We start from the raw sequence: 26,773 nt of genomic DNA on the forward strand, positions 1-26,773 counted from the left end.
AGACATCTTTTCACGTGCCGGTCACGCGGTACCGTCGAGTACGCCCAACCGTGGGGAGGACGCATGACACACGATCAGACCGAGGGCCCGGTGCCGGACCGGGCCGGAGCCGCCGGCACCGAGATGACCGCCGAGGGCACCGAGACGGCCGCCGAGGGCACCGAGACGGCCGCCGAGGTCGCCGCCGAGCAGCCGCGCACCGAGTCGCACGACCCGGACTTCCCGGAGAAGCTCCTGGAGTTCATGCGCACCGGCTGGCGCGACGACACGTTGCCGCTCGCCCCGCGCGCCGAGGTGCCGAACCACGCCCGCCGCCGCGCCGCCCTCGCCGACGCCTTCCCCGGCGAGACCCTGGTGGTGCCGACCGGCACCGAGAAGACCCGGGCCAACGACACCGACTACCCGTTCCGGCCGGGCAGCGACTTCGTCTATCTGACCGGTGACCACGATCCGGACAGCGTGCTGGTGCTGCACCCGAGCGGGGACGGACACGACGCGGTGCTCTACACCCGGCAGCGGTCGTCGCGGGAGACCGACGAGTTCTTCCGCAGCCGCGACGGCGAGCTGTGGGTGGGCCGGCGGCGCACCCTGGCGGAGAAGTCCGCCGAGCTGGGCCTGCGCACGGCGCCGCTGAGTGAGCTGCCGCAGGCGTTGGCCGGGTGCGCGCCGGCCCGGACCCGGGTGCTGCGCGGCTTCGACCCGCGGGTGGACGCGGCGGTGCTGCCGTACGACAGCGGCGACGACGCCGGGGCCCGCGACCGCGAGCTGGCCACGGCGATCGCCGAGGCGAAGCTGGTCAAGGACGAGTGGGAGGTCGCCCAGCTGCAGGCGGCGATCGACGCGACGGTCCGCGGCTTCGAGGACGTGGCCCGGGTGCTGCCGGCCGACCGGCCGGTCGCCGAACGGCTGCTGGAGGGGATCTTCGCGCTGCGGGCCCGGCACGACGGCAACGACGTCGGTTACGGTTCGATCGTCGGTGCGGGCGCGCACGCGACGATCCTGCACTGGGTACGCAACGACGGCGTCACCCGTCCGGGTGACCTGCTGCTGATGGACATGGGCGTGGAGGGGCACCATCTCTACACCGCCGACGTGACCCGGACCCTGCCGGTGTCCGGCCGGTTCACCGCCCTGCAGCGGCAGGTCTACGACATCGTGTACGCCGCACAGCAGGCCGGCATGGACTACATCAAGCCGGGGGTGAAGTTCAGCGACGTGCACCAGACCTGCATGCGGGTGCTCGCCGAAGGCCTGGCCGAGCTGGGGGTGCTGCCGGTCAGCGTGGACGAGGCGATGGACAAGGAGTCGACCGTCTACCGCCGGTGGACGCTGCACGGCTTCGGCCACATGCTCGGCATCGACGTGCACGACTGCTCGTACGCCCGTAAGGAACGCTACCGCGACGGCGAGCTCGGCGAGGGGTACGTGCTGACCGTCGAGCCCGGCCTGTACTTCCAGCCGGAGGACGAGCTGGTGCCCGAGGAACTGCGCGGCGTCGGCATCCGGATCGAGGACGACGTGCTGGTCACCGCCGCCGGGGCGGTGAACCTGTCGGCCGGGCTGCCCCGGCAGGCCGACGAGGTCGAGGCCTGGCTGGCGGCGCAGCGCGACGCCGGCCCCCGGCTGCCCTGACCCCGACGGCCCGACGTGGTTCACCTGACCCCGGTGCCGATCCGGTGAGGCCGTCAGGTCGGCTGGACGAAGACCGCCACGGTACGCGGCGGCACGGTGAACGTGCCGGTGGCGGTGTCGAAGCCGGCCTGCCGGCTCACCGGGTCGGCCGAGTCGCGCAGCACCGGGTGCAGCTCGACGGTGGCCCGGCGCAGCTCGGGCAGCCGCTGCCGGGCAGTCTGCGGAGTCGCGTTGAAGATCACCGTCACCGACCGCCACCGCCGGTCCAGGCCGGCGGAGCGCAGCCGCATGGTGATCACGCCGGGGGTCTCGGCCGGCCCGGCCAGCGGGAAGCTGACCCGCTGCTGCACCTCGCGGGCGGTGGACAGGGCGAACACCGGTGACGAGGCACGGATCCGCAGCAGTTCGGCGTACCGGGCGGCGGTCAGGCCGATCGTCGCGCAGTCCGGCACCAGGGCCGGGTCGGCGAGCAGCGGCCCGGCGTACGGCCACTTGTCGGCGTTGTCTTCCGCCGGCGGCAGACCGGCGCCGAAGCCGTTGCCGTCGGCGCAGTCCCAACGGATCTGGTTGAACCAGTCCCCCGAGTTGTACGAGTTGCGGTCCAACGACTTGGACCGCAGCCGTTCGCTGCCGGCGGTGACGAACCCGGTGCCCTGGGCAAAGATCACTGTCGACAGGGCGAGCAGCTGGGCCCGGGACCGGTCGGCGGTCGACGTGCCGGCCGGCAGCTTGTACGCCAGCGCGTCGTAGAGGATCTCGTTGTCGTGGGCGTCGACGTAGGTCACCGCCTCCCCGGGTGCCGCCGTGTAGCCGGCCGGTGAACCGTTGTAGTCGACGTCGGCACCGGTCACCCGGTCGCCGCTGGCAGCGGTGAACGTGTAGGCGGCCAGGTTGCCGGTCAGCCCGACCTTGATCAGGTCCTGCTGGTGGCGCAGCCGGGTCTGCTGCTCGGCGCGGCTGCCGTTGACCGGATCCCCGTTCGGGTCGGTGAACAGGCCGGTGGCGAAGCCCTGCACCCGGGGGTTGGCGTCGAACGGGCCGCCGCCGCGTACCGCGTCGCGCAGCCGGTCGGTGAACGTGCCGACCCCGGTGCCGGCCATGTTGGCCTGGGTGGCCTGGACGAAGCGGGCGTCGCCGGCGACCTCGCCGAAGTCCCAGCCCTCGCCGTAGAGCAGGATCGACCGGCCGTCCACCCCGTCCCGGGCCACGGTCAGCCGGTCCAGCGCCGCCCGGACCGCCAGGATGTTGGCCTTCGGGTGGTGACCCATCAGGTCGAACCGGAAACCGTCCACCTTGTACGCCTTGGCCCAGCTGACCACCGAGTCGACGACCAGCCGGCCCATCATGGCGTGTTCCGGTGCGGTGTTGGCGCAGCAGGTGGAGGTGGCCACGCTGCCGTCGTCGAGCAGCCGGTGGTAGTAGCCGGGAACGATCTGGTCCAGCACCGAGTGCCGGTTCACGCCGGACGCCGACGTGTGGTTGTAGACCACGTCGAGCACCACCCGCAGCCCGGCGGCGTTGAGCCCGGCGACCATCGCGCGGAACTCGCCGGTGCGGGCGGCACCGTCCGGGTCGGTGGCGTAGCCGCCCTCGGGCACCGTGTAGTGCAGCGGGTCATAGCCCCAGTTGTAGCCGTCACGGTCGGCGACGGCGGCGACACACTCCTGCTGGCGGGGTGAGTCGGCCGGCAGCGCGGCCAGGTCGCAGTCCGGCTCGGCCTGCTCGGCGCGGCGTTCCGGGATGGTGGCGAAGTCGAAGGTCGGCAGCAGGTGCAGGTGGGTGACGCCGGCGTCGGCCAGCGACCGCAACTGCCGCATCCCGGTGCTGTCCGGGTCGGTGAACGCCAGGTAGGTGCCGCGCCGGGCAGCGGGGACGCTGTCGTCGGCGATGGAGAAGTCGCGGACGGACACCTCCTGGATCTGGGTCCGGCCGGCCGGCACCGCCGCCGGTTTGCGCAGCCGCGCCCAGCCGTCCGGCGCCAGCGCCGGGTCGTCGAGGTCGACGATCAGGCTGTGCGTGGAGTCGGCGGCCAGCGCCACCGCATACGGGTCGGTGACCGAGGCGGTCACCATCCGCCCGGCGGCCGGTTGCCAGGCGTCGACCCGGTAGCGGTAGTAGCGGCCGGTCCAGGACGGTTCACCGCGTACCGACCAGACGCCGGTGCGGTCGTCGCGGCGCATCGTCACGGTCCGCGGCTCGGCGGTCGGCGTGTCGAACAGCTCCAACGCGACGGTCCGGGCGGTCGGTGCCCAGACCGACAGGGTCGGTCGCCGGCCGGCGAAGGTGACCCCGAGCGGGGCTTTCGTCGCGGCGGCGTACAGGTCGTCGAGCACGCCGGGCGACTGCACGCCGGTGACCGCGAGCAGGTTGCCCTCGTGGTCGCGTTCGGTGACCGCGAGCTGGCCGCGCAGCGCGGCGGCGAGCGTCGCCCGGTCCCGCACGTCGACGGTGAAGGCGCTGTGCGCCCACAGGTGCGGGAACGCGGCCCGCTGGGCCTCGGTGAGCCCGTTGCGCCGCGCGGTCAGCGGGATCGACCGGTGGTCGCCGACGAGGTCGTCACCGTCGACCCGCAGCCCGCCGTCGGGTGCCCAGACCAGGTCGTAGCGTCTGCCGTCGGTCGGTCCGGTGGCCCAGGCCACGGTGGACCGGTCGATCCAGTGGGCCCGCTGAGCGGTCAGGTCGAGATCGCGGCCGGCGGCGGCGGGTGCCGGTGGCAGCAGCCGCTGCGGGTCACCGGCGAGCAGCCATACCTCGCGGCCGACGGCGTCGAAGTCGAGCCGCTGGTCGGTCGGCAGGTCCTTGTCGTCTCCCCGGTGGACGATGTAGCTCAGCCCGGTCGCGTCGTCGGTCAGCGGCACCCGGAAGGTGACGCCGTAGCCGTTCCGGTCGGCGGGCGGCAGCGGGTCGGCCCATTCGGTGGGGGTGGCAGCGCCGTCCCAGACGTGCAGCCCCCAGCCGGTGTAGTCGCCGTCGGCGCGGCGGTAGTGCAGCAGCGCGACACCGTCGTCGGCCGGTGGATCGTCCTCGCCGGTGGCGGCGCGGCGGGTCGGGTAGAGCGCCGGGTCGCCCTGCTTGACCCACACCTCGCCGGTGGCGCTCACGTCGACGGTCCGGTCGACGTCGACGTCCTTCGTGCCGTCGGCGTCGACGACGAGGAAGCCGACCGACTTCGCGCCGGGGGCGAGCTTCACCCAGGCGAACCGGCCGTAGCTGTCCTCACCGGCGAACGGTTGGCCGGTCGGCCACGGGGTCTGCCAGTCGGGGTCGATGTCGCCCCAGGTGTACAGGCCCCAGTCGGGGTAGTCGCCGTCGGGTCGCTGGTAGTGCACGACCAGCCAGTCGCGGGCGTCACCGGACGGCGGGGTGCCGACCACGGCGGTGGTCCTCGCGGTGGCGGTCCGGTGTCTGCTGTCGCGCACCACCGCCTGGTACTCGATCCGGGTCCCACCGGCCAACCCGGCGAGGTCGTGGTGCACCTGGTACGGCGCGTGCCCGGCCCGGCCGAGCACGGTCCACTTGCCGCCGGCGACCCGGGCGGCGACGGTGACCTCGGCCAGCGGGTCACCGGTCACCTCGGCGGTGACGGCGGCCCGGGTGGCGACGGCGGCACCGTCGGCCGGGGCGGTGATCGAGATCGACGGTACGCCGGTCGACGTCGGGATCGGGGTGCCGGCCCGGTGCACCAGCGAGGACAGCGCCGGCACGGTGACCGTGATCCGCCCGGCGGCGTCGGCGTGGACCGGCCGGTGCCCGCCGTACACGCCGGTGAACGTGGCACCGGGTGACCAGGTGTCGACGGTGACCTGCTGGGCGGTGGTGGCGTTGTTGACGGCGACGACGTACTCGACGCGCTCGGCAGGGTCGACGCGGGAGAAGGCGAACACCCCGGGGCCGTCGGCGGCGTACCGGGTGACCTGGATGCCGTCGCGCAACGCCGGGTGGGCGGCGCGCAGCGCGCCGAGCGCGGCGATGCCCCGGTAGAGCGGGTGGTCGCGGTCGAACTGGTCGTCGGCGTGGGTGCGGTCGGTGCCGAGCAGGTCGTCGTCGAGGTAGTCGGCGACCCGGGAGCCGAACATGGTCTGCCGGGCGTCCTTGTCGCCGCCGGCGCCGGTAAAGCCCTGTTCGTCGCCGGAGTAGATCACCGGCTGGCCCCGGGTGAGGAACATCAGTTCGTGGGCGAGCAGGTCGCGACGCAGGTGGCTGGCCGGGTCGGTGCCACCGTCGGCGACGAAGGTGCCGATCCGACCCATGTCGTGGTTGCCGAGGAAGGTGGGCAGCCGGCCGGCGTCGGTGTCCCGGGCGGTGTACAGCGGGTCGGCGGCGTACAGCTCGGCCAGGGCGGTCGCGGGCCCGCCGTCGGCGACGTACGACCGAGCCGCCTCCTGGAAGCCGAAGTCCAGGGTGGCCGGTAGCCCACCCCGGCGGACGTAGGTCGAGGTGACCTCGGGGTCGGCGGAGTACACCTCGCCGAACATGAAGAAGTCGGGGCGCCCGGCGCGCCGGGCGGCGGCGTCGATGCCCCGGCTGAACTGCGGCCAGAAGTCGAGGTTGACGTGTTTGACGGTGTCGAGCCGGTAGCCGTCCACCCCGGTGGCACGGATCCAGTCGGCGAAGATCTTCGTCATGCCGCGGACCACCTCCGGCCGTTCGGTCCACAGGTCGTCGAGGCCGAAGAAGTCACCGTACTCGCTGTTCTCGCCGACGAAGGTGCTGTCGCCCCGGTTGTGGTACATCGTCGGGTCGTTCAGCCAGGCCGGGACCTTGACCCGCGCGTCGGCGGGGTCGACAACCGGGGTGTACGGGAACGCGTCGGTGTCGACGTCGGGGAAGGCGCGGCTGCCGTCGGCGTGGTTGCGGTCGTCGAACGGCCGGCCAGCGGCGTCGCGGTACGGCTCGGTGGCCTTGTCGACGTAGCTGTAGCTGTCCTCGGCGTAGGAGATGACGTCGGCGGTGTGGTTGACGATGACGTCGAGATAGATCTTGATGCCGCGCCGGTGGGCGAGGTCAACGAGCCGTTTGAGGTCGGCGGTGCTACCGAAGTGCGGATCGACCTGGGTGAAGTCGGTGACCCAGTATCCGTGGTAGCCGGCCGACACGTCGTCGCCGCTGCCCTGCACCGGTCGGTTGACGAAGACCGGGGCGAGCCAGATGGCGGTGGTGCCCAGGCCCTGGATGTAGTCCAGGTTGTCGATCACACCCTGCAGGTCGCCGCCCTGGTAGAAGCCCTTGTCGGTGGGGTCGTGACCGGTGGTGAGCCGGTCGCCGGTCAGCCCGCCCCGGTCGTTGCCCGGGTCGCCGTTGGCGAACCGGTCCGGCAGCAGGAAGTAGAACTGTTCGGCGCGGCTGGCGGTCCCGGTGGGTACGGTCCCGGTGGGCGCGGCACCGGCCGCCGGTGCCGGGACGCCGGCCAGGGTGGCGGCGAGGAGGGCGGCGAGGGCGTACGGCGCCAGGCGGGTCGCGCGGATGCGGGCGGGTGCGGCTTCCATCGACAGCCTTCCGTTGACGATGAGCGCACGCTAACCCCTGCTGCAAGATTCTGCAATATCTTGCAGGCGTGGTCAGTCCAGGTCGCAGGGTGCGCCGTTGGCCAGGCACCGCTGCGGGGTGGTGCCGCGACCGTGGCGTTCGAAGTGAAACCGCAACGGCACCGACGAACGTGCCCCGACCGGCACCGAACTGGTGAAGACATACTCCCGGCCGGACCGGCGCATGGTCGCCTGCGGCGCGCCTTCCACCCAGGCCGCGTACAGCCGGCCGACGTTGTCCGGGAACCGGACGGTGATGGTCCAGTCACGATCGCGCCGCGAGGTGTTCACCACCAGCACCTCGGCGATGAACCCGTCGCCGAACTGCTGGAGCACCCGGTAGCGGCCGACCACGTCGGGATCGGCCGGCGGCGCCGGGGTGCGGGGCGGTGCGGGCGTGGTAGCGCGCGGCGGCTCGACCGGCTCGTGGGCCGGGCCGGACGGCGACGGCGGCATGGCAGCCGGAGTGGACGGTGCCGGCGAGGAGGGGGCGGGCCGCAGGACCGCCTCGCCGGACGGCGGCGGGGCGGCGGCGACCAACTGGCCGCCGGTGTTCACCGCCGGTGGGGTCGCGGCGACCCGTGGCTCGGGCTCGGGAACGACGGTCGGCGGCGGCTCACCGATCGCCCGGGTCTGCACGGGTACGCAGCCGGCGGCCACCAGAAAGATGACCACCATGACGGCAAGTCCACTCAGGACGACCACCCACGGTGCCAGGACGATCACGGTGGAGGGGGTCCAGGCGGTGCGCGCGGCGTGTCTGCCGTCCACGTTGGCCCCCTTTTTCGCACCGGCGTCCCGCGGAAGAGTAGCGATTCCGACCCGCAGTGCAAAAGGCCCAGTTACTGACTAGTTAGTCGAGTGGGGTAACAGTACAGATACGCACCGCGTCGCGACCGAGCCGCAGCAGATAGTGGAATCGCTGACCGGGCACCGACCGCCCGTACGCGTCGAGGTACTCCCACTCCACCTCGACCGCTACCAACGCCGCGCTCACCTGCTGGACCCGGTGGAAGCGGGCGTGCGACGCGACGATCCGCCGTTGGGCGTAGTCGGGCGCGGCGCCGACGAAGGACAGCGCCACCGCCGCCGGTGAGGAGAACGCGAAGCTGTAGGCATCGGCGACGACCATCGCCGGCGACGCGAAGCAGTCCGCGATACCGGGTACATCGCCGGCGGTGATCGCCGCGCCGTACCGGTCAAAGAAGCCGGCGAGCGTGTCGAGGTCGGTCGAGGTGTCCACCCCGACCGCAGTGCCCGGTGACACCGCTCGGCAAACCCGTCCCGGGAGCCGGTACCCGGGTTGCGACAATAGCAAGACGGACGTACGGTTTTGTTGCGAGCCGCGCTCCGGGTAAGTGTTACCTCACCCCCACACCGCGGTAATCCGTACGAAAGACTGCCAGGACGACCAGGGACACAGCGGTAAGGAGTCCGACGTGGCGAGCCTCGACACCTTCGGTGCGAAGAGCCAGCTGCGCGTCGCCGACGCGAGCTACGAGATTTTCAAGATCAACACAGTGGCGGGTCACGAGCACCTGCCGTACAGCCTGAAGATCCTGCTGGAGAACCTGCTCCGCACCGAGGACGGGGCCAACGTCACCGCCGAGCAGATCCGCGCGCTCGGTTCCTGGGACCCGACCGCCGAGCCGAGCGTCGAGATCCAGTTCACCCCGGCCCGGGTCCTCATGCAGGACTTCACCGGCGTACCGTGCGTGGTCGACCTGGCCACCATGCGGGAGGCCGTCCGCGAGCTCGGCGGCGACCCGACCAAGGTCAACCCGCTCGCCCCGGCCGAGCTGGTCATCGACCACTCGGTCATCGCCGACCTGTTCGGCCGCGAGGACGCCTTCGCCCGCAACGTCGAGCTGGAGTACGGCCGCAACAAGGAGCGCTACCAGTTCCTACGCTGGGGGCAGACCGCGTTCAACGAGTTCAAGGTCGTCCCGCCCGGCACCGGCATCGTCCACCAGGTCAACATCGAGTACCTGGCCCGGACGATCATGGAACGCAACGGGCAGGCCTACCCGGACACCGTCGTCGGCACCGACTCGCACACCACGATGGTCAACGGGCTGGGCGTCGTGGGCTGGGGCGTCGGCGGCATCGAGGCCGAGGCCGCCATGCTCGGCCAGCCGGTCAGCATGCTGATCCCCCGGGTCGTCGGGTTCAAGCTCTCCGGCGAGGCGCCCGCCGGCACCACCGCCACCGACCTGGTGCTCACCATCACCGAGATGCTGCGCCAGCACGGCGTGGTCGGCAAGTTCGTCGAGTTCTACGGACCCGGCGTCAGCGCCGTGCCGCTGGCCAACCGGGCCACCATCGGCAACATGTCGCCCGAGTACGGCTCCACAGTCGCGATCTTCCCGATCGACGCGGAGACCATCAACTACCTGCGGCTCACCGGCCGCGACGACGCCCAGGTCGCGCTGGTCGAGGCGTACGCCAAGGAACAGGGCCTGTGGCACGACCCGGCCGCCGAACCGCACTACTCGGAGCGGCTCGAGCTCGACCTGTCCACCATCGAGCCGTCGCTGGCCGGACCGAAGCGCCCGCAGGACCGGGTCCCGCTGGGCAGCGCCAAGACCATGTTCCGCTCCGCGCTGACCGACTACGTAGCCGACGACCCGACCCCGTCCGTTGCCGGCCCGGCCGACGAGGCCAGCGTCGAGTCCTTCCCGGCCAGCGACCCGCCGGCCGCCGACGGCGCCGACGACCCGGCCGACAAGCCGCACGAGCTGATCAGCGCCTCGATCGGCGCCGGTGGGCGGGCCAGCAAGCCGGTGCAGGTGACCGGTGCCGACGGCGCCCGGTTCGAACTGGACCACGGAGCGGTGGTAATCGCGGCGATCACCTCCTGCACCAACACCTCCAACCCGCAGGTGATGCTCGGTGCCGCGCTGCTGGCCCGCAACGCCGTCGATCGAGGGCTGACCCGCAAGCCGTGGGTGAAGACCACCCTGGCACCGGGTTCCAAGGTCGTCATGGACTACTACGAGCGTGCCGGGCTCACCCCGTACCTGGAAAAGCTCGGCTTCCACCTGGTCGGCTACGGCTGCACCACCTGCATCGGCAACTCCGGCCCGCTGCCCGAGGAAGTCTCCGCGGCGGTCAACGAACACGACCTGACCGTGGTGTCGGTGCTGTCCGGCAACCGCAACTTCGAGGGCCGGATCAACCCGGACGTCAAGATGAACTACCTGGCCTCGCCGCCGCTGGTCGTCGCGTACGCCCTCGCCGGCACGATGGACATCGACCTGGCCAACGAGCCGCTGGGCACCGGATCCGACGGTCGACCGGTGTTCCTGCGCGACATCTGGCCCAGCAACGCGGAGATCGAGCAGGTGCGGGCCAGTGCCATCGGCGCCGCCGGGTTCGGCGCGGCGTACGCCGACGTGTTCGCCGGCGACGAGCGGTGGCAGTCGCTGCCCACCCCGACCGGCGACACGTTCACCTGGGCCGACGAGTCGACCTACGTGCGCAAGCCCCCGTACTTCGAGGGCATGGCACCGACGCCGCGGCCGGTGACCGACATCGCCGGCGCCCGGGTGCTGGCCAAGCTCGGTGACTCGGTGACCACCGACCACATCTCGCCGGCCGGTGCGATCAAGCCCGACTCCCCCGCCGGGCGCTACCTCAGCGAACACGGCGTCCCCCGGCACGAGTTCAACTCGTACGGGTCCCGGCGCGGCAACCACGAGGTGATGATCCGCGGCACCTTCGCCAACATCCGGCTGCGCAACCAGCTGGTGCCGGGCGTCGAGGGCGGCTTCACCGTCAACCATCTGACCGGCGAGCAGACCAGCATCTACGACGCGTCGGTGGGGTACGCGCAGGCCGGCGTGCCGCTGGTGGTGCTGGCCGGCAAGGAGTACGGCTCCGGTTCGTCGCGGGACTGGGCGGCGAAGGGCACCATGCTGCTCGGCGTACGGGCCGTCATCGCCGAATCGTACGAGCGGATCCACCGCTCCAACCTGATCGGCATGGGGGTGCTGCCGTTGCAGTACCCGGCCGGGCAGGACGCCGCCTCCCTCGGGCTCACCGGCACCGAGACGATCGACATCGTCGGGGTGACCGCGCTCAACGACGGCGCCACTCCGCGTACGGTGACCGTGCGCACCGACACCGGTGTCGAGTTCGAGGCCGTGGTCCGGATCGACACGCCGGGCGAGGCCGACTACTACCGGCACGGCGGCATCCTGCAGTTCGTGCTGCGCAAGATGCTGTCCAGCTGACCCAGGTCCGGATGAACGGCGGCGGTGGGTGGTGACCGGTCCGGTCACCACCCACCGCCGTGTTGTGCCAAGCTCGGAACCATGGACGACAGGACCCTGCTGGCCCGGATTCAGGAACTGGTCGACGAGGAGCACGAGCTGCGTGGCAGGTTCGCCGCCGGGCAGCTCTCCGCGGACGAGGAGCACGCCCGACTGGGTGCGCTGGAAGAGGCGCTCGACCAGTGCTGGGACCTGCTGCGTCGCCGCCGGGCCGCCCGGGACGTCGGCGGCGACCCGGACGCCGTCCAGCCACGGCCCACCGGCGAGGTGGAGGGTTACCTGCAGTAGTCGGGATCCTCAGGTCAGCCGGCGAGCACCGCGGCCACGGCCGGGATCACGCCGGACGCTTCCCGGGTCGGCGCGTACCGCTCGTCCAGCCAGTTGCGGCCCCGGTGCAGCCAGACGCTGGGCAGTCCGGTTGCGGCGGCCCCGCCGATGTCGGCCTCCGGGCTGTCACCGACCATCCAGGCGCCGCGTAGCCGCATCCGGACGCTCTGCGCCGCCAACGCGAAGATCCTCGGGTTGGGTTTGCTGACCCCGGCCGCCTCCGATATCACCCAGTCGGCCACGTACCGGTCCAGGCCGGTCCGGCGGATCTTCGCCTCCTGCTGGCGGGCCGTCCCGTTGGTGACTATCACCGGCACCCAGCCGGCGTCCCGGGCGATCGCCAACGAACAGGCGACCAGTGGGTCCAGTCGGGTGTGCCGCACGACGCCGTCGTGCAGCTCCTCGACCAGGTCGACCGACGAAGACCGGAGCCGGTACCGCTCCCGGAGCGCGTCGGCAAGATCCCACCGGTCGGTCAGCCCGTCGGCGTCGACGGAGACCAGCCAGTCGATGTCGTCTCGGGGGGCACCGACCGAGTCCAGGAATTCCTGACCCCACACACGGAACGCCCCCGCCCGGTCGAGCAGGGTGTTGTCCAGATCCAGGAGCAGGAGTGGCACGGGCGCACCTTACGCGACACCGTATGGCGGGGAACAGTCCCAGAATGTAAACGAGTGCCGGTAGCAAGCCGTACGTACGGCTTGCTACCGGTCTGCCCACCTGACACGATCACATCATGCCCCGGGTGAGCCAGATCCAGCTCGACGCACGCCGCCAGGAGATCCTCGCCGCCGCCCGGGTCTGCTTCGCCCGGCACGGGTACGAAGGTGCCACCGTCCGCCGGCTGGAGGAGGCGACCGGCCTGTCCCGGGGAGCCATCTTTCACCATTTCCGGGACAAGGACTCCCTGTTCCTCGCCGTGGCCGAGGACGACGCCGCCGCGATGGTCGAGACGGTGGCCCGCAACGGCCTGGTCCAGGTGATGCGCGACCTGCTCACCCGGGCCGATTCCCCGGACACCGCCGGCTGGCTGGGCAGCCAGCTCGAAGTGTCCCGGCGGCTGCGTACCGACCCAGACTTCGCCCGGCGCTGGGCCGCCCGGTCCTCGGCGATCGCCGAGGCGACCCGGGAGCGGCTCCGCCGCCAACGCGACGCCGGCGTGCTGCGCGACGACGTACCGATCGACGTCCTGGCGCGGTTCCTGGAGCTGGCCTACGACGGGCTGGTGCTGCAGCTGGCGATGGGGCGGCCGGGCAGCGACCTCGGCGCCGTGCTCGACATCGTCGAGGAGGCGGTACGTCGACCTCCGCCACGCTGACCGGTGGCACGGCCGTCCCACAATAGGGACCACCGTCAGCGCGGGACCGTCGGCGACCGACGTCCGCCCAGCAACCAGGAGACCCCATGACGCCCGGTGAAACCTGGGGCATCCCCGGCCCCACCTTCCTCGCCGTCTTCGGACTGACCGCACTGGTGCTCCTCGTCGCCAACCTCGGCTACCGGCGGATCGCGCTCGCCGGGCACGACGGCCGCACCGGATCTCTCGGCGGCGCCGAGGTCGCGTACCTCAACGGCGGGGGCCGGTTGGCTGTGTACGCCAGCCTGGCGGCGTTGCGCTCGGCAGGCAGCGTCGACGTCGGCAGCCGCGGCACGTTGCGGGCGGCCGGTCCACTGCCGGCCGGTGCCGGGCAGCTCGACCAGGCGGTCCACCACGCCGCGCAGCGCCAGGTACGGGTCCGCGACCTGCAGACCGACCAGTGGGTCGTCGACGCGCTGCACCGGATGCGCGACGGGCTGGTCTCCGCCGGCCTGGCCATCGGTGACGGCCAACGCCGTACCGCCCGGCTGCTCGCCGGCACGGTCGGGATCCTCGCCGCCGTCGGTGTGCTGCGGGTGTTCGCCGGCGCCGCGAACAACCGGCCGGTCGGCTACCTGGTGCTGATGCTCGCGGTCACCGTACCGGTGGCACTGGTGCTGTTCTTCTCGGTGCCGCGCCGTACCCGGGCCGCGAAACGCCTCCTCACCGAACTGCGCAGCCAGTACCGTCACCTCTCGCCGACCCTGCGGCCGGCCCCCGCGACGTACGGTGTCGCCGGCGCTGCGATGGGGGTCGGCGTTTTCGGAGCGGCGTCCTTGTGGGCCATGGACCCGGCGTTCGCGGGGACCGCGGAGATCCAGCGGGTGAGCGCCGGCACCGGGTCCTCCGGTTGGGGCGGTGACAGCGGCGGGGGCGGCGGTGACGGAGGCGGCGGCTGCGGCGGCGGCGGCGGCTGCGGCGGCGGCTGCGGCGGATGAGCCCGATGTCCGCCACCGTCTGGCCGCCCAACCCCGACGGTGGCCTCGGGGTCGGCCTCGGCTGGCGGCCGGAGATCTCCGGCTTCGTCGATGAATTGCCCGGATTGCGCTTCTGCGAGGTGATCGCCGAGTCCGTCGACCCCGGCCGGCCACTGGACGACGGGCTTCGCCGGCTCCGTGAGCGGGGGGTGACCGTCGTGCCACACGGCGTACGGCTGTCCCTCGGCAGTGCCGAGCCTGTCGAGCCGGACCGGGTCGATCGGCTCGCGGGCGTCGCCGAGCTGCTGGACGCGCCCCTGGTCAGCGAACACATCGCTTTCGTCCGGGCCGGCGGGGTCGAGGCCGGGCATCTGCTGCCGCTGCCCCGCACCTGGGCGGCGGTCGACACGGTCGTCGGTAACGTCCGGCGGGTGTCCGCTGAGCTGCCGGTGCCGATCGCGCTCGAACCGATCGCCGCAGTGTTCGACTGGCCCGACGACGAGCTCGACGAAGCCGACTTCGTCAGCGAGATCATCGAACGCTCCGGTGCGCTGCTGCTGTTGGATGTCGCGAACGTCTACGCCAACGCCCGCAACCGGGGCGACGACCCGGTCGCTCTGCTCGACCGGCTGCCGCTGGAACGCATCGCGTACGTGCACGTCGCCGGCGGTGCTGCCGACCGGGACGGGATCTACCACGACACGCACACCGACCCGGTCCCGGCCGAGGTGCTGCAGCTGCTCGCCGAGCTGTGCGCCCGGCGGCGGCCACCAGCGGTGCTGCTGGAGCGGGACGGGCACTATCCGCCGGGCGAGGTGCTGCGCGCCGAGTTGGACTCCATCGCGGCGGCTGCCGGGCTGGACCGGATCACGTGACCGGGCGGGTGTCGTCCGGCGCTGGTTCCGACCTCCGTGCCGAGCTCGCCGCCGCCCGACGGGCGGAGCTCGCCGCTGCCCAGCGTGCACTGGTCGCATCTCTCGTCGACGGCGCCGATCCGCCACCCGGATTCGACCAGCACCGGCTGGCGGTCGCCCGTACCGCGTTGGCCCGCAAGCGGGCCGGCGAGGTGGCCCGGCACTGGCCGCTGCTGGCCGCCTCACTGGGTGACGCCTGGCCGGCCGCGTTCGTCCGCTGGGCAACCGGCCGGCGACCGGCGGGCGGGCTGCGTGACGGTTGGGAGTTCGCCCGGGCGCTGGCCGCCGACAACCGTCTGCCTGGCCTGGCCATCGCGGAGCTGGCCGGCCGGGAGGTCGGCTGGTGCTACGACGGGGCGTCGGTTCCCCGCCGACGCCGGCTTCCGGCGGTACGCCGGCTGCCCGGCGGGTGGACGGTCCAGGTCGCCGGTCGGGTACGGACGTTCGGCGGCGTCGCGGCATACGGCAGGATCGGGCCATGGATCTAGGCCTCGAAAACCGGGTGTACGTGCTCACCGGCGCGTCCCGTGGACTCGGCTACGCCACCGCCGCCTGTCTGGTCGCCGACGGGGCGCGGGTGGTGCTCGCAGCCCGGGACGCCGCCGGTCTGACGGCGGCGGCGCAACGCCTCGGCGGCCCACAGCACGCGGTCGCGGTCAGCGCCGACCTGGGCGAGCCGGACTGCGCGGCACGCCTGGTCGCGACGGCCCAGGAGCACTTCGGCCGGCTCGACGGGGCGTTGATCTCGGTCGGCGGGCCGAAACCCGGTCCCAGCCACGCGGTCAGTGACGAACAGTGGCGGGCGGCGTTCGACACGGTTTTCGTCGGCACGGTACGGGCGGTGCGGACCGTCGCCGATGCGCTACCCGCCGGCGGGGCGGTCGCCGTGGTGCTGTCGACGTCGGCCCGGATGCCGCTGCCTGGACTGGGCATCTCGAACGGCCTGCGGCCCGGGCTCGCCGCGGTCGCCAAGGAGCTCGCCGACGGCTACGCCGGCCGGGGCGTTCGAGTGGTCAGTCTGCTGCCCGGCCGGATCATGACCGACCGCAACGTGGAACTCTTCGCCGCGACCGATGATCCGCAACAGGCCCGGGCCGAGGCCGAGGCGGACATCCCGCTCGGCCGGCTGGGCGAGCCGGCGGAGTTCGGCCGGGTGGCGGCGTTCGTGCTGTCCCCGGCGGCGAGCTACCTGACCGGCATCACGCTGCCCGTCGACGGCGGCGCGCTGCCCTGCCCCTGAACGGTTCCCCGGCGTGTCCACCGACCGGGTCACGATGGCGCAGCTGCTGGCCGGCGCTGTCGGCCGTACCCTGCCCGACGTCGTCGGACCCGACCTCGACGTGCTGTTCTGCGGGATCAATCCGAGCCTGTACTCCGCTGCCGTCGGCCACCACTTCGCCCGCCCGGGCAACCGGTTCTGGCCGACACTGCACCGGTCCGGCTTCACGCCCCGGCGGCTCGACCCAAGCGAGGACCATCTGCTGCCCAGGTTCGGGCTGGGTGTGACGAACCTGGTCGCCAGGGCGACGGCGCGGGCCGACGAACTCACGCCGCCGGAGCTGGTCGTCGCAGGCGCGCGGCTCGCCCGGTTGGCCGCCGCGTGCCGACCCCGGTGGATCGCCGTGGTCGGGGTGACCGCGTACCGGCTGGCGTTCGACCAGCCACGGGCGGTCGTCGGGCCCCGACCCGAGGACCTCGGTGGTGCGAGGCTCTGGGTGCTGCCCAACCCGAGCGGGCTCAATGCCCACTACCAGCTCGACCGGCTCGCCGCCGAGTTCGACCGGCTGCGGCAGGCGGTGACGGCCGAACCGCCACAATAGGCGGTTACTGGTGGCGGGCCATCCGCTCGCGGATCAGCTGACCGAACAGGCCAGCCGGTTGTCCGCAGTCGAGACACTGAAGACCTTCGTCGAGACGCGGCCCCCCGCACTGGGCGCACCGGCCCCGGTCGCGGGGATCGTGGTACGACCGCAGGGCGGCGCAGAGCGCCGCAGCCACCGACTCGGTCAGTACGACAGGGTCGGCGTCGCCGGCGCGAACCGCCACGCCAGCCGACCGGGCCGGTGCCGGATCGAGCGGGGCCAGCCGCTGCGCGAACTCGCGCAGTGCCGCCGCGACCGTGGCCTCCGGTTCCATCGGCCCAGCCTAGTCGACGGCGGCGGGACCGCTATCCGGCGGCGCCGCCCGGCGGCAGGGGCAGGTCCTGGTCGGTCGGGAAGGCGCGACCCGACCCGGCCGTCACCGGGTCCAGCCCGGTGTCGTCGAGGTACGGGGTCGGCGAGTCGGCCACCGCGAACTGGGTGCGGTACAGCTCGGCGTACAGCCCGCCGGCGGCGATCAGCTCGGTGTGCCGGCCGCGCTCGACGATCCGGCCCTCGTCGAGCACGAGGATCTGGTCCGCGTCGCGTACCGTCGACAGCCGGTGCGCGATGACCAGGGCGGTACGGCCGGTCAGCGCGACCGACAGGGCGCGCTGCACCGCCGCCTCGGACTCCGAATCGAGGTGGGCGGTGGCCTCGTCGAGGATGACGATCGACGGTGCCTTGAGCAGCAGCCGGGCGATGGCGATCCGCTGTTTCTCACCGCCGGAGAAGCGGTAGCCGCGCTCCCCGACCACCGTGTCCAGCCCGTCCGGCAGAGCCCGGACCAGCTCCTCGACCTGTGCGCCGCGCAGCGCCGCCCACAGTTCGTCGTCGGTGGCGTCCGGCCGGGCGTACCGCAGGTTCTCCGCGATCGTCTCGTGGAACAGATGGGAGTCCTGGGTGACCACCCCGATGGTGTCGCGCAGCGAGTCGAGTGTCGCGTCGCGCACGTCCACCCCGCCCACCCGGATCTCGCCGTCGGTCACGTCGTACACCCGGGAGACCAGCATCGCGGTGGTGCTCTTGCCGGCGCCGGACGGGCCGACCAGGGCGACCAGCTGCCCCGGCTCCACGGCGAACGACACCCCGCGCAGCACCGGTTCGGAGACGGTCCGGTCGAGCGTCGCGACGTCCTCCAGTGAGGCCAGCGAGATCTCGGCGGCGCTGGGGTACCGGAACCGCACGTCGCGAAACTCCAGCCGGCTCGAGCCGGGCGGCACGACGACGGCGTCCGGGCGCTCGGCGATCGACGGGGCGAGATCGAGCACCTCGAACACCCGGTCGAAGGAGACCAACGCGCTCATCACGTCGACCCGTACGTTGCTCAACGCGGTCAGCGGCCCGTAGAGGCGGGTCAGCAGCAGGGCCAGGGTCACCACGGTGCCGGCGCTGACCGCGCCGGTGACCGCCAGCCAGCCGCCGAGTCCGTAGGTGAGCGCCTGGGCCAGCGAGGCCACCAGCAGCATCGCCACGAAGAAGGTACGCGAGTACATTGCCGACTGGATGCCGATCTCCCGGACCCGGTCGGCCCGCTCAGCGAACCGGCGTGCCTCGACCTCAGGCTGGCCGAAAAGCTTGACCAGCAGCGCGCCGGCTACCCCGAACCGCTCGGTCATCGTGGCGTTCATCTTGGCGTCGAGGTCGTACGACTCTCGGGTGATCTCCGCGAGCCGCTTGCCGACCCGGCGGGCCGGCACGATGAAGATCGGCAGTAGCACCAGGGACAGTGCGGTGATCTGCCAGGACAGGGTGAACATCACCGCGGCGGTGAGCACCAGTTGGATGACGTTGCTGACCACACCGGACAGTGTCGAGGTGAAGGCCCGCTGGGCGCCGATCACGTCGTTGTTGAGCCGGCTGACCAGAGCGCCGGTCTGGGTCCGGGTGAAGAACTGCAACGGCATCCGCTGCACGTGGTCGTAGACCCGGGTCCGCAGGTCCAGGATGATGCCCTCACCGATCCGGGCGGCGTACCAGCGTTGGGCCAGGGAGAGCAGGGCGTCCACCACGGCGAGCCCGGCGATCAGCAGAGCCAGCCGGACCACGGTCGCGCCGGCGTCGGCGCGACCGGCGGTGATCGTGTTCACCACGTCGCCGGCGAGGACCGGGGTGGCGACACCGATGCCGGCCGCCAGCACGACGGTGATCAGGAAGACGGTGATGTCCCGCCGGTACGGGCGGGCGAAGGCGACGATCCGCCGGGTGGTTCCCCGGCTGACCCGGTGGGTACGCAGCTGGTCGCCGTCGCGCATCGAACGCAGCATGCCCCAGCCGGCCCCCATGCCACCCATCCCACCGGATCCAGCCATCGGCACCCGCCACCTTCGTCTCGCCGCCGTCGCGGGTACCAGTGTCCCGGACACCTACGACAACAGTTCAGGTAACTGGCGTCTTCCCATTGGGGCCTTACCGCCCGAGCTGGCGGTTACTCGCCGGCTCCGGTCAGATCCCGGATCCGTCGGGTCTGTGCCTCCCGCTCGGCGCGTAGCTGGGCGGCGGGGGTGCGGTCGGTTGCACCGGTGAGCAGGGCCTTGATCTCGACGACCGCGTCGCGGGGCCCGGCCAGCACGGCCGCGACCAGGTCGGCGACGGCCGGGGCCAGCTCCGTCGCGGGCACCACCAGGTTGGCCAGCCCGAGCCGATCGGCCTCGGCTGCGTCGAGCCAGCGACCGGTGACACAGATTTCCAGGGCCCGGGCGTAGCCGACCAGGTCGACGAGTCGCCGGGTGCCGCCGAGGTCCGGCACCAGGCCGAGGGTCACCTCGGCCATCCGCAGCCGGGCGTCGTCGGCCAGGACTCGCAGGTCGCAGCCGAGGGCCAGCTGGAATCCGGCGCCGACGGCCGGCCCGTGCACGGCCGCGACGCTGATCAGGTCGGGACGCGTCAGCCAGGTGAAGGCTTCCTGGTACTCGGCGATCCGGGCAGCGCACTCGTCCGGCGGCAGGGCGGCCAACGGCGGCGCGGCCAGGTGATCCGCCGCGCTGGGGTCGAGCAGTGCCTGGATCGCGCCCCGGTCGAGGCCGGCGGAGAAGGCCCGACCGGCGCCGCGGACCACCACGACGCGAACGTCGCCGCGCAGCTCCCGGCCGATGCCGCGCAGCGCCCGCCACATCTGCGGGGTTTGGGCGTTGAGCACGTCGGGCCGGTCCAACGTCACCGTCGCGACCGGCCCGTCGTAGTCGAGTCGTACGCCACCGGACACGGTCAACGAGGGCTCTGACCGTGGCAGCAGGGTACGGGGCGCGACCGGATGGTCATCCCTTCTTGCGACGCCGAGCGCCGCCACGCTGGCGCAGTTGCACGCCGGACTCGGTGAGCACCCGGTGGACGAACCCGTACGAGCGGCCGGTGGAGGCCGCAAGGGCGCGGATGCTCTCGCCGGATGTGTACCGCTTGACCAGGTCCTTGGCCAGGGTCTGACGCTCGGCTCCGACGATCCGGCGACCCTTCTCGGTGGTGGCGGCTGTGCCGGTGGCTGCCATGTTGATTCCTCACGTCCCAGACTGTGCGGTTCGATGCGGTCCCACCTATTAGACCGCCTCCAACGATCATGCGCCAGATATCAACTGTTCGCCAACCGACACGCACGGCCCTGTCAGTTACCCGATACGGTGCCGCCGAGGAATCCCACCGGCATGCCGGCAGCCCTTCGTCGACCCTCACCGGTGCGCCTTGTTCATACAATTCACGCTATCCGATAATGACGTTCACCGATGCGGCATCGCTCCGAGCCGGGGTGTCGAGCGGACCGCACCCTCATGCAAGTTCCACGAGTTCGAGCAGGTCGTCGCTCCACGCATCCTCGTCTCCGTCGGGCAGGAGAATCGCCCGGTCCGGTTTGAGAGCCAGCACCGCACCCGGATCATGGGTCACCAGGACGATGGCTCCGGGATACCGGGCGATGGCATCGAGAACCTGTTCACGGCTGACCGGATCCAGGTTGTTGGTCGGCTCGTCGAGCAGCAATACGTTCGCCCCCGAACAGACCAGCGTGGCCAACGCGAGCCGCGTCTTCTCCCCACCCGAGAGCACCCCGGCCGGCTTGTTCACGTCCTCACCGCTGAACAGGAACGCACCGAGAATCTTTCGCAGGTCGGTGTCCGCCTGGTCGATCGCCGCACTGCGCATGTGGTCGAGCACCGAACGCTCCACGTCAAGGGTCTCGTGCTCCTGCGCGTAGTAGCCGATCCGCAGCCCGTGCCCGGGCCGCACCGCCCCGGAATCCGGCTCGACCAGGCCACCGAGAATCCGCAGCAACGTCGTCTTGCCGGCGCCGTTCAGCCCGAGGATCGCCACCCGGGAGCCACGGTCGACCGCCACGTCGACCCCGGAGAAGATCTCCAACGATCCGTACGCCTTCGACAGCCCCGCCGCGGTCAACGGCGTCTTTCCGCACGGGGCCGGGCTGGGGAACCGGACCTTGGCCACCTTGTCGGCGACCCGCTCGTCCTCCAGACCGGCGAGCAACTTCTCCGCCCGCCGGGCCATGTTCTGCGCCGCCACCGTCTTGGTGGCCTTGGCCCGCATCTTGTCGGCCTGGGCGAGCAGCGCACCGGCCTTCTTCTCCGCGTTCGCCCGTTCCCGGCGGCGGCGCCGCTCGTCGGTCTCCCGCTGCTGCTGGTACGCCGCCCAGCCGACGTTGTAGACGTCCACCACCGATCGGGTGGCGTCGAGGAACCAGACCTTGTTGACCACAGCCTCCAGCAGGTCCACGTCGTGGCTGATCACCACCAGGCCGCCCTTGTGCCCGGCGAGGAAGCCACGCAGCCAGGTGATCGAGTCGGCGTCCAGGTGGTTGGTCGGCTCGTCGAGCAGCAGGATGCCGCCGCCGTTCTCGGCCGCGTCGCGGAACAGAATCCTGGCCAGCTCGATGCGGCGACGCTGACCGCCGGAGAGCGTCCCGATCGGCTGACTCAGCACCCGGTCCGGCAGACCCAGGTTGGCGCAGATCCGGGCCGCCTCCGCCTCTGCGGCGTACCCGCCGAGGGAGGCGAACTGGTCCTCCAGCGTGCCGTAGCGGCGGACCAGGCGCTCGTCGGTGCCGCCCTGCGCCAACTGCTGCTCGAGTTCGTTCATCTGGGACATCAGCCGGTCCAGGCCGCGAGCCGACAGCACCCGGTCGCGGGCGGTCACGGTCAAATCGCCGGTACGCGGATCCTGCGGGAGGTAACCGACCGCGCTACGCCGGTCGATCTGTCCGGCGTACGGCAGGCCCTCGCCGGCCAGCACCTTCAGGGTGGTGGTCTTGCCGGCACCGTTGCGGCCGACCAGGCCGATCCGGTCGCCGGGCTGCACCCGCAGGGTGGTGTCGGACAGCAGGATCCGCGAGCCCGCACGCAGTTCCAGGCCGGTAGCGGTGATCATTGGTAGCTCACTCCTGAGATCGGAAGCTGACTCGCGGACACGACAAAACGCCGACCGGACGTCCTGTCCGTCGGCGTGGGGCGGTTCAGCCTTCGCAGAGCAGCACGGCCCCATACTACCGGCGGTCGGCGCCGGCACCCAGCCGGTTACCGGGCCAAGATCATCGATAGCGACGGGTGCACCGACAGCATCCGGTGATCCATCCCCGACGGTGTCGCGGGACGCCGGCTGACCAAGCGGTACGCGGCGCACCGCCGGCCCGGTGAACCGGCCTGACCGAATCGGGGAACTTGTCCGCCAACGGGGTGATGCACCGCGTCGACCAGGGATGTTAGGCACATCAGGCGCGCGTAACGCTCACTTGACTCCCTGGAGACGACACTCATGCTGCCCGGTGGGATGATGCCCATAACCCAGCTGATCGCGATGGTCCGCAGCACTTCGCCGCGACAGGCTGTCGGGCTGCTGGCAGCCATGCCGGCCGACCGTATCCCGGTGGCAGTCGCCGAGCTGACGACCTCCGACCTGGTCCGGCTGCTCCCGGCCGCCGGCGACGACCTGCGGTCCCGGTTGATGGGTCTGCTCAGCACCGATCAGCTGGCCGACCTGGCCCGAGCCATGCCGACCGCCGAGGCGGTGGCCATGCTCAGTCGGCTTCCGGCCGAGCAGGTGCACGCGGTGGCCGACCGGCTGCCGCAACCCACCGTCGCTGCCCTGCTCACCGCGATGCCGGCGGACCGGCAGGCCGACCTGCTGTCGGTGATGCGTCCGCAACAGGCACAGGCGGCCTGGGCCGGCACCTACCAACGGGAGGTGGCCGAGGCGCTCGCCCGGGCCAACGCCGAGGTGAGTATCCCGGCGAACGCCCCACCCGGAATCGTGCTGGTCCAGATCTTCGGCTGGCAGATCACCGTGGCCGCCCGCCGCGACGACGACGGACGGGTAGCGGTACGCGACGCCGAGGACGCGGCATACCGGATGCGTGCCAACGCGGCGCTCGCGGTGACCGACTACCAGCCGGCCACCGACGTGCTGGACTACTGCGACGAGGCCCGCCGGCAGGGACGCCCGATCAGCGCGGTCAGCTGGGTCGACGACCGGCACGACGGTTTCCTCAAACGGGCCCTGGTCAGCCTGGTGCACTGACCCGCCACGCCGCCGCCCGAGTTCGCCGCGCCCCCCGAGTTCGCCGCGATCTAGAAGAATCATGGTCGATATACCGGCCAGATCCTTCTAGATCACGGCTAGAGCTGGACGGGCGGCGCGGGTGTGCCGTCAGACGTTGAAGCCGAGCGCCCGCAACTGGTCCCGGCCCTCGTCGGTGATCTTGTCGGGCCCCCACGGCGGCATCCACACCCAGTTGATCCGGATGTCGGACACGAGTCCGCCACCCGGCCCAGTGGTCAACGCGGTACGGGCCTGCTCCTCGATCACGTCGGTCAGCGGGCAGGCCGCGCTGGTCAACGTCATGTCCAGGGTGGCGATGTTGTCATCGTCGACGTGTACGCCGTACACCAGGCCGAGATCGACCACGTTGATGCCCAGCTCCGGGTCGACGACGTCCTTCATCGCCTCCTCGATGTCGGCGATCGCCGGCTGGCCGACGGTCGCCGAGGCGGCCGTACCGCCATCGGTGGGCTCCGTCGCCTGCGTCGCCCCGGTCATGGTCTCTTCGGCACTCACTGCTTCACCTCCGGGCTCGCACCCACACCGGCGCGCGCCGCGGCGTCCTTGAAGGCCATCCACGGCAGCAGCGCACACTTCACCCGGGCCGGATAGCGCGCCACACCGGCGAACGCCACCCCGTCACCGAGCACATCCTCGTCCGGCTCGACCTCGCCGCGGCCGGACACCAGCGCGACGAAGGCGCCGTGCACCGCGAACGCCTCGTCCACCGACCGACCGTCGACCAGCTCGTACAGCACACTTGCCGAGGCCTGGCTGATCGAACAGCCCTGACCGTCGTGCGACACCCCGAGCCGGTTGTCCTCACCCAGACTCACCCGTACGGTGATCTCGTCGCCGCAGGTCGGGTTGACGTGGTGCGCCTCCGCCGCGTACGGCTCGCGCAGACCACGCCCCTGCGGACGCTTGTAGTGGTCCAGGATGATCTCCTGGTACAGCTGGTCGAGCTCCATCAGCCGAAGACCTTCCGCGCCTTCTCCAGACCGCGCACCAGCGCGTCGACCTCGCCGGTCGTGGTGTAGAGGTAGAACGAGGCCCGAGTGGTCGCCGGGACGCCGTAGCGCACGCAGACCGGCCGGGCGCAGTGGTGGCCGACCCTCACCTGCACGCCCTGGGCGTCCAGGATCTGACCCACGTCGTGCGGGTGAATCCCGTCCACCGCGAACGAGACCGTGCCGCCCCGCCCGTGTGGTCCGGGCGGGCCGACGATCCGTAGGCCCGGCACGGTGGCCAGAGCCTCCAGGGCGTACCCGGTGATCCGCTGCTCGTGCGCGGCGACCGCCGGCATGCCGAGCCCGGTGAGATAGTCGACGGCGGTGCCCAGGCCGACCGCCTGGGCGATCGGCGGGGTACCGGCCTCGAACCGGGCCGGCGGGGCGGCGAACGTGGACCCGCTCATCGCCACCGTCTCGATCATCGAGCCGCCGCCGAGCACCGGAGGCATCGCCGCGAGCAGCGCGGCGCGACCCCACAGCACCCCGATCCCGGTCGGTCCGCACATCTTGTGCCCGGTGAAGACGATGAAGTCGGCATCCAGCGCGGCGACGTCGACCGGGCGGTGCGGCACCGACTGCGAGCAGTCCAGCAGCAGCAGCGCACCGACCTCGCGGACCCGCCGGGTGATCGCGGTGAGGTCGTTGACCGTGCCGAGGATGTTCGACATGTGCACCAGGGAGACCAGTTTGGTCCGCTCGGTGACCAGTTCGTTCAGCTGCGACTCGTCCAGCCGACCGTCCTCGGTCAGCCCGAACCAGCGCAGCGTGGCACCGGTGCGTTCGCAGAGCAGCTGCCACGGCACGATGTTCGAGTGGTGCTCCATCTCGGAGATCACCACCTCGTCGCCGGGGCCAAGCCGGAACCGGGGGTCGGCCCCGATCGCGGCACCCGTCGAGGCGTTGGAGAACGCGTACGCGACCAGGTTGATCGCCTCGGTGGAGTTCTTGGTGAAGACCACCTCGTCCGGGCTGCCCGCGTTGACGAACGCGGCCAGCTTGGCCCGGGCACCCTCGTATGCCTCGGTGGACTCGGTGCCGAGGGTGTGCACCGAGCGGGCGACGTTGGCGTTGTGCGACTGGTAGTAGTCGGTCAGCGCGTCGAGCACCTGGCGCGGCTTTTGCGAGGTGTTGGCGCTGTCCAGGTAGACCAGCGGCTGCCCGTTGACTTCCCGACCGAGGATCGGAAAGTCGGCCCGGACGGCCTCGACGTCCAGAGCGGACGGACCGCCCGGCGCCGGCGTGTCCCGGGGGATGGCTATGGTGCTCATCGGCTCGACGCCGCCCTTCTGCACACAGGGTGATAGTGGATCTCAGGCCTAGGCCGCGCCGGCGGCCGCGACGTACCGCTCGTAACCTTCGGCTTCCAGCTTCTCCGCCAGCTCCGGACCGCCTTCCTCGACGATGCGTCCGCCGACGAAGACATGCACGAAGTCCGGCTTGATGTAGCGCAGGATCCGGGTGTAGTGGGTGATCAGCAGCAGACCGGTCTCCCCGGTGGAGCGAACCCGGTTGACTCCTTCGCTGACCACTCGCAGGGCGTCGATGTCCAGACCCGAGTCGGTCTCGTCCAGGATGGCCACCTTCGGCTTGAGCAGCTCCAGCTGCACGATCTCGTGCCGCTTCTTCTCGCCACCGGAGAAGCCCTCGTTGACGTTGCGCTGCGCGAACGCCGGGTCCATCTGCAGCCGCTCCATGGCACCACGCAGCTCGCCGGCCCAGGTCCGCAGCTTCGGCGCGGCGCCGTCGACGGCGGTCTTGGCGGTACGCAGGAAGTTCGCCACCGAGACGCCGGGCACCTCCACCGGGTACTGCATGGCGAGGAACAGCCCGGCGCGGGCCCGCTCGTCGACCGACATGGCCAGTACGTCCTCGCCGTCGAGCAGCACCTCCCCGCCGGTGATCTCGTACTTGGGGTGCCCGGCGATCGAGTACGCCAGCGTCGACTTGCCGGAGCCGTTCGGGCCCATGATGGCGTGTGTCTCCCCCGACCGGATGGTCAGCGTCACCCCGGCCAGGATCGGCTTGAGCTCGCCTTCCGGCAGCTTGACCGAAACCTGCAGGTCACGGATATCCAGAACGCTCATGGTGCGGTCACTCCATTGCTCGGCGTCAGACTGACGTAGATGTCGCCGTCGCGGATCTCGACGGGGAAGACGGGTACGGGTTCGGTGGCGGGCAGCCCGGTCGGCTCGCCGGTGCGCAGGTCGAAGCGCGAACCGTGCAGCCAGCACTCCAACGTGCAGCCGTCCACCTCGCCTTCGGAGAGGGCGACCGCGGCGTGCGAGCACTCGTCGTACACCGCGTGGAAGGAGTCCTCGTCGGTATGCACCAGGGCGATCTGCGTACCGTCGATGTCGGCGCTGACCGCCGTACCCTTCGGGATCTCGGCGGTGGCGCAGACCCGGATCAGGTCGGACATGC

Annotated in this window: 24 protein-coding genes; 10 read left to right on the top strand and 14 right to left on the bottom strand. The window is 71.6% G+C overall.

The genetic code is table 11. The annotated features are described in order from the left end of the window. Nucleotides 1-63 precede the first annotated feature (63 nt). Entirely contained in the window at nt 64-1,632 is a 1,569-nt protein-coding gene (locus EDC02_RS14270) for an aminopeptidase P family protein (protein WP_370461451.1), read from the top strand. A 53-nt stretch (nt 1,633-1,685) separates the two neighbouring features. Here EDC02_RS14270 and pulA read toward each other — a convergent pair whose 3' ends face one another. The 3 genes from pulA to EDC02_RS14285 form a co-directional block, all read right to left on the bottom strand. Then, complete coding sequence (pulA, locus tag EDC02_RS14275; RefSeq protein ID WP_123602389.1) at nt 1,686-7,118, bottom strand: pullulanase-type alpha-1,6-glucosidase; 5,433 nt, start codon at nt 7,116-7,118, stop codon at nt 1,686-1,688. Between the two features lie 72 nt (nt 7,119-7,190). Next, a complete protein-coding gene (locus tag EDC02_RS14280) occupies nt 7,191-7,928 on the bottom strand; it encodes a cellulose binding domain-containing protein (protein ID WP_123602390.1) in 738 nt (245 codons plus the stop codon). 82 nt (nt 7,929-8,010) lie between these two features. Next, entirely contained in the window at nt 8,011-8,400 is a 390-nt protein-coding gene (locus EDC02_RS14285; RefSeq protein WP_123604776.1) for a hypothetical protein, read from the bottom strand. A 196-nt stretch (nt 8,401-8,596) separates the two neighbouring features. On the opposite strand from EDC02_RS14285, the gene EDC02_RS14290 reads away from it, so the two are divergent. Then, nucleotides 8,597-11,392, top strand: coding sequence for an aconitate hydratase (locus tag EDC02_RS14290; protein ID WP_123602391.1), 2,796 nt, complete (start codon nt 8,597-8,599; stop codon nt 11,390-11,392). Between the two features lie 81 nt (nt 11,393-11,473). Continuing rightward, nucleotides 11,474-11,719 carry a DUF2630 family protein gene (locus EDC02_RS14295; RefSeq protein WP_123604777.1) on the top strand — a complete coding sequence of 82 codons (246 nt, stop codon included), beginning with the start codon at nt 11,474-11,476 and terminating at the stop codon, nt 11,717-11,719. A 14-nt stretch (nt 11,720-11,733) separates the two neighbouring features. Here the strand turns inward: EDC02_RS14295 and EDC02_RS14300 are convergent, their stop codons facing one another. Then, nucleotides 11,734-12,378: an HAD family hydrolase gene (locus EDC02_RS14300; protein ID WP_123602392.1), complete on the bottom strand. Its 645-nt coding sequence runs from the start codon at nt 12,376-12,378 to the stop codon at nt 11,734-11,736. 116 nt (nt 12,379-12,494) lie between these two features. Here EDC02_RS14300 and EDC02_RS14305 point away from each other — a divergent pair, with 116 nt between their 5' ends. The 6 genes from EDC02_RS14305 to mug all read left to right on the top strand — a co-directional run bounded on the left by EDC02_RS14305 (nt 12,495) and on the right by mug (nt 16,766). After that, nucleotides 12,495-13,076 carry a TetR/AcrR family transcriptional regulator gene (locus tag EDC02_RS14305; protein ID WP_123602393.1) on the top strand — a complete coding sequence of 194 codons (582 nt, stop codon included), beginning with the start codon at nt 12,495-12,497 and terminating at the stop codon, nt 13,074-13,076. An 86-nt stretch (nt 13,077-13,162) separates the two neighbouring features. Next, nucleotides 13,163-14,053, top strand: coding sequence for a TIGR04222 domain-containing membrane protein (locus tag EDC02_RS14310; RefSeq protein WP_123602394.1), 891 nt, complete (start codon nt 13,163-13,165; stop codon nt 14,051-14,053). A gap of 5 nt (nt 14,054-14,058) precedes the next feature. Further along, nucleotides 14,059-14,907, top strand: coding sequence for a DUF692 domain-containing protein (locus tag EDC02_RS14315; RefSeq protein ID WP_123602395.1), 849 nt, complete (start codon nt 14,059-14,061; stop codon nt 14,905-14,907). After that, a complete protein-coding gene (locus EDC02_RS14320) occupies nt 14,904-15,434 on the top strand; it encodes a hypothetical protein (RefSeq protein WP_233605914.1) in 531 nt (176 codons plus the stop codon). The genes EDC02_RS14315 and EDC02_RS14320 overlap by 4 nt, the downstream gene beginning before the upstream one ends. After that, on the top strand, nt 15,425-16,186 hold the full coding sequence (locus EDC02_RS14325; RefSeq protein WP_123602396.1) for an SDR family oxidoreductase: 762 nt from the start codon (nt 15,425-15,427) through the stop codon (nt 16,184-16,186). Before EDC02_RS14320 ends, EDC02_RS14325 begins: the two co-directional genes overlap by 10 nt. Nucleotides 16,187-16,220: 34 nt before the next feature. Then, nucleotides 16,221-16,766 (top strand): G/U mismatch-specific DNA glycosylase, encoded by a 546-nt coding sequence (gene mug, locus EDC02_RS14330; RefSeq protein ID WP_123604779.1) that lies wholly within the window; start codon nt 16,221-16,223, stop codon nt 16,764-16,766. A 4-nt stretch (nt 16,767-16,770) separates the two neighbouring features. On the opposite strand, the gene EDC02_RS14335 is transcribed toward mug, so the two are convergent. The 5 genes from EDC02_RS14335 to EDC02_RS14355 form a co-directional block, all read right to left on the bottom strand. After that, nucleotides 16,771-17,082, bottom strand: a complete 312-nt coding sequence (locus EDC02_RS14335) for a hypothetical protein (RefSeq protein WP_123602397.1) — start codon at nt 17,080-17,082, stop codon at nt 16,771-16,773. A 31-nt stretch (nt 17,083-17,113) separates the two neighbouring features. Beyond that, nucleotides 17,114-19,117 carry an ABC transporter ATP-binding protein gene (locus EDC02_RS14340; protein ID WP_123604780.1) on the bottom strand — a complete coding sequence of 668 codons (2,004 nt, stop codon included), beginning with the start codon at nt 19,115-19,117 and terminating at the stop codon, nt 17,114-17,116. Nucleotides 19,118-19,233: 116 nt separating this feature from the next. Further along, complete coding sequence (locus EDC02_RS14345; RefSeq protein WP_123602398.1) at nt 19,234-20,016, bottom strand: enoyl-CoA hydratase/isomerase family protein; 783 nt, start codon at nt 20,014-20,016, stop codon at nt 19,234-19,236. A gap of 46 nt (nt 20,017-20,062) precedes the next feature. Further along, complete coding sequence (locus tag EDC02_RS14350; protein ID WP_123602399.1) at nt 20,063-20,290, bottom strand: helix-turn-helix domain-containing protein; 228 nt, start codon at nt 20,288-20,290, stop codon at nt 20,063-20,065. Nucleotides 20,291-20,564: 274 nt separating this feature from the next. Then, complete coding sequence (locus tag EDC02_RS14355) at nt 20,565-22,172, bottom strand: ABC-F family ATP-binding cassette domain-containing protein (RefSeq protein WP_123602400.1); 1,608 nt, start codon at nt 22,170-22,172, stop codon at nt 20,565-20,567. Nucleotides 22,173-22,571: 399 nt separating this feature from the next. Between EDC02_RS14355 and EDC02_RS14360 the strand changes: the two genes are divergently transcribed. Continuing rightward, nucleotides 22,572-23,318 (top strand): magnesium transporter MgtE N-terminal domain-containing protein, encoded by a 747-nt coding sequence (locus EDC02_RS14360; protein WP_158632195.1) that lies wholly within the window; start codon nt 22,572-22,574, stop codon nt 23,316-23,318. A 129-nt stretch (nt 23,319-23,447) separates the two neighbouring features. On the opposite strand, the gene EDC02_RS14365 is transcribed toward EDC02_RS14360, so the two are convergent. Genes EDC02_RS14365 through EDC02_RS14385 form a run of 5 tightly spaced genes read right to left on the bottom strand, consistent with a single transcriptional unit; the run spans nt 23,448 to nt 26,762 of the window. Beyond that, complete coding sequence (locus EDC02_RS14365) at nt 23,448-23,837, bottom strand: metal-sulfur cluster assembly factor (RefSeq protein ID WP_123604781.1); 390 nt, start codon at nt 23,835-23,837, stop codon at nt 23,448-23,450. 14 nt (nt 23,838-23,851) lie between these two features. After that, entirely contained in the window at nt 23,852-24,310 is a 459-nt protein-coding gene (gene sufU, locus EDC02_RS14370) for a Fe-S cluster assembly sulfur transfer protein SufU (RefSeq protein ID WP_123602402.1), read from the bottom strand. Beyond that, nucleotides 24,310-25,620 (bottom strand): cysteine desulfurase, encoded by a 1,311-nt coding sequence (locus tag EDC02_RS14375; protein WP_123604782.1) that lies wholly within the window; start codon nt 25,618-25,620, stop codon nt 24,310-24,312. Before EDC02_RS14375 ends, sufU begins: the two co-directional genes overlap by 1 nt. 48 nt (nt 25,621-25,668) lie before the next feature. Next, nucleotides 25,669-26,436, bottom strand: a complete 768-nt coding sequence (sufC, locus tag EDC02_RS14380) for a Fe-S cluster assembly ATPase SufC (protein ID WP_123602403.1) — start codon at nt 26,434-26,436, stop codon at nt 25,669-25,671. Continuing rightward, nucleotides 26,433-26,762 carry a non-heme iron oxygenase ferredoxin subunit gene (locus EDC02_RS14385; RefSeq protein WP_123604783.1) on the bottom strand — a complete coding sequence of 110 codons (330 nt, stop codon included), beginning with the start codon at nt 26,760-26,762 and terminating at the stop codon, nt 26,433-26,435. Before EDC02_RS14385 ends, sufC begins: the two co-directional genes overlap by 4 nt. Nucleotides 26,763-26,773: the final 11 nt, after the last annotated feature.

The sequence above is a fragment of the Micromonospora sp. Llam0 genome, from assembly GCF_003751085.1.
Lineage (GTDB): Bacteria > Actinomycetota > Actinomycetes > Mycobacteriales > Micromonosporaceae > Micromonospora_E.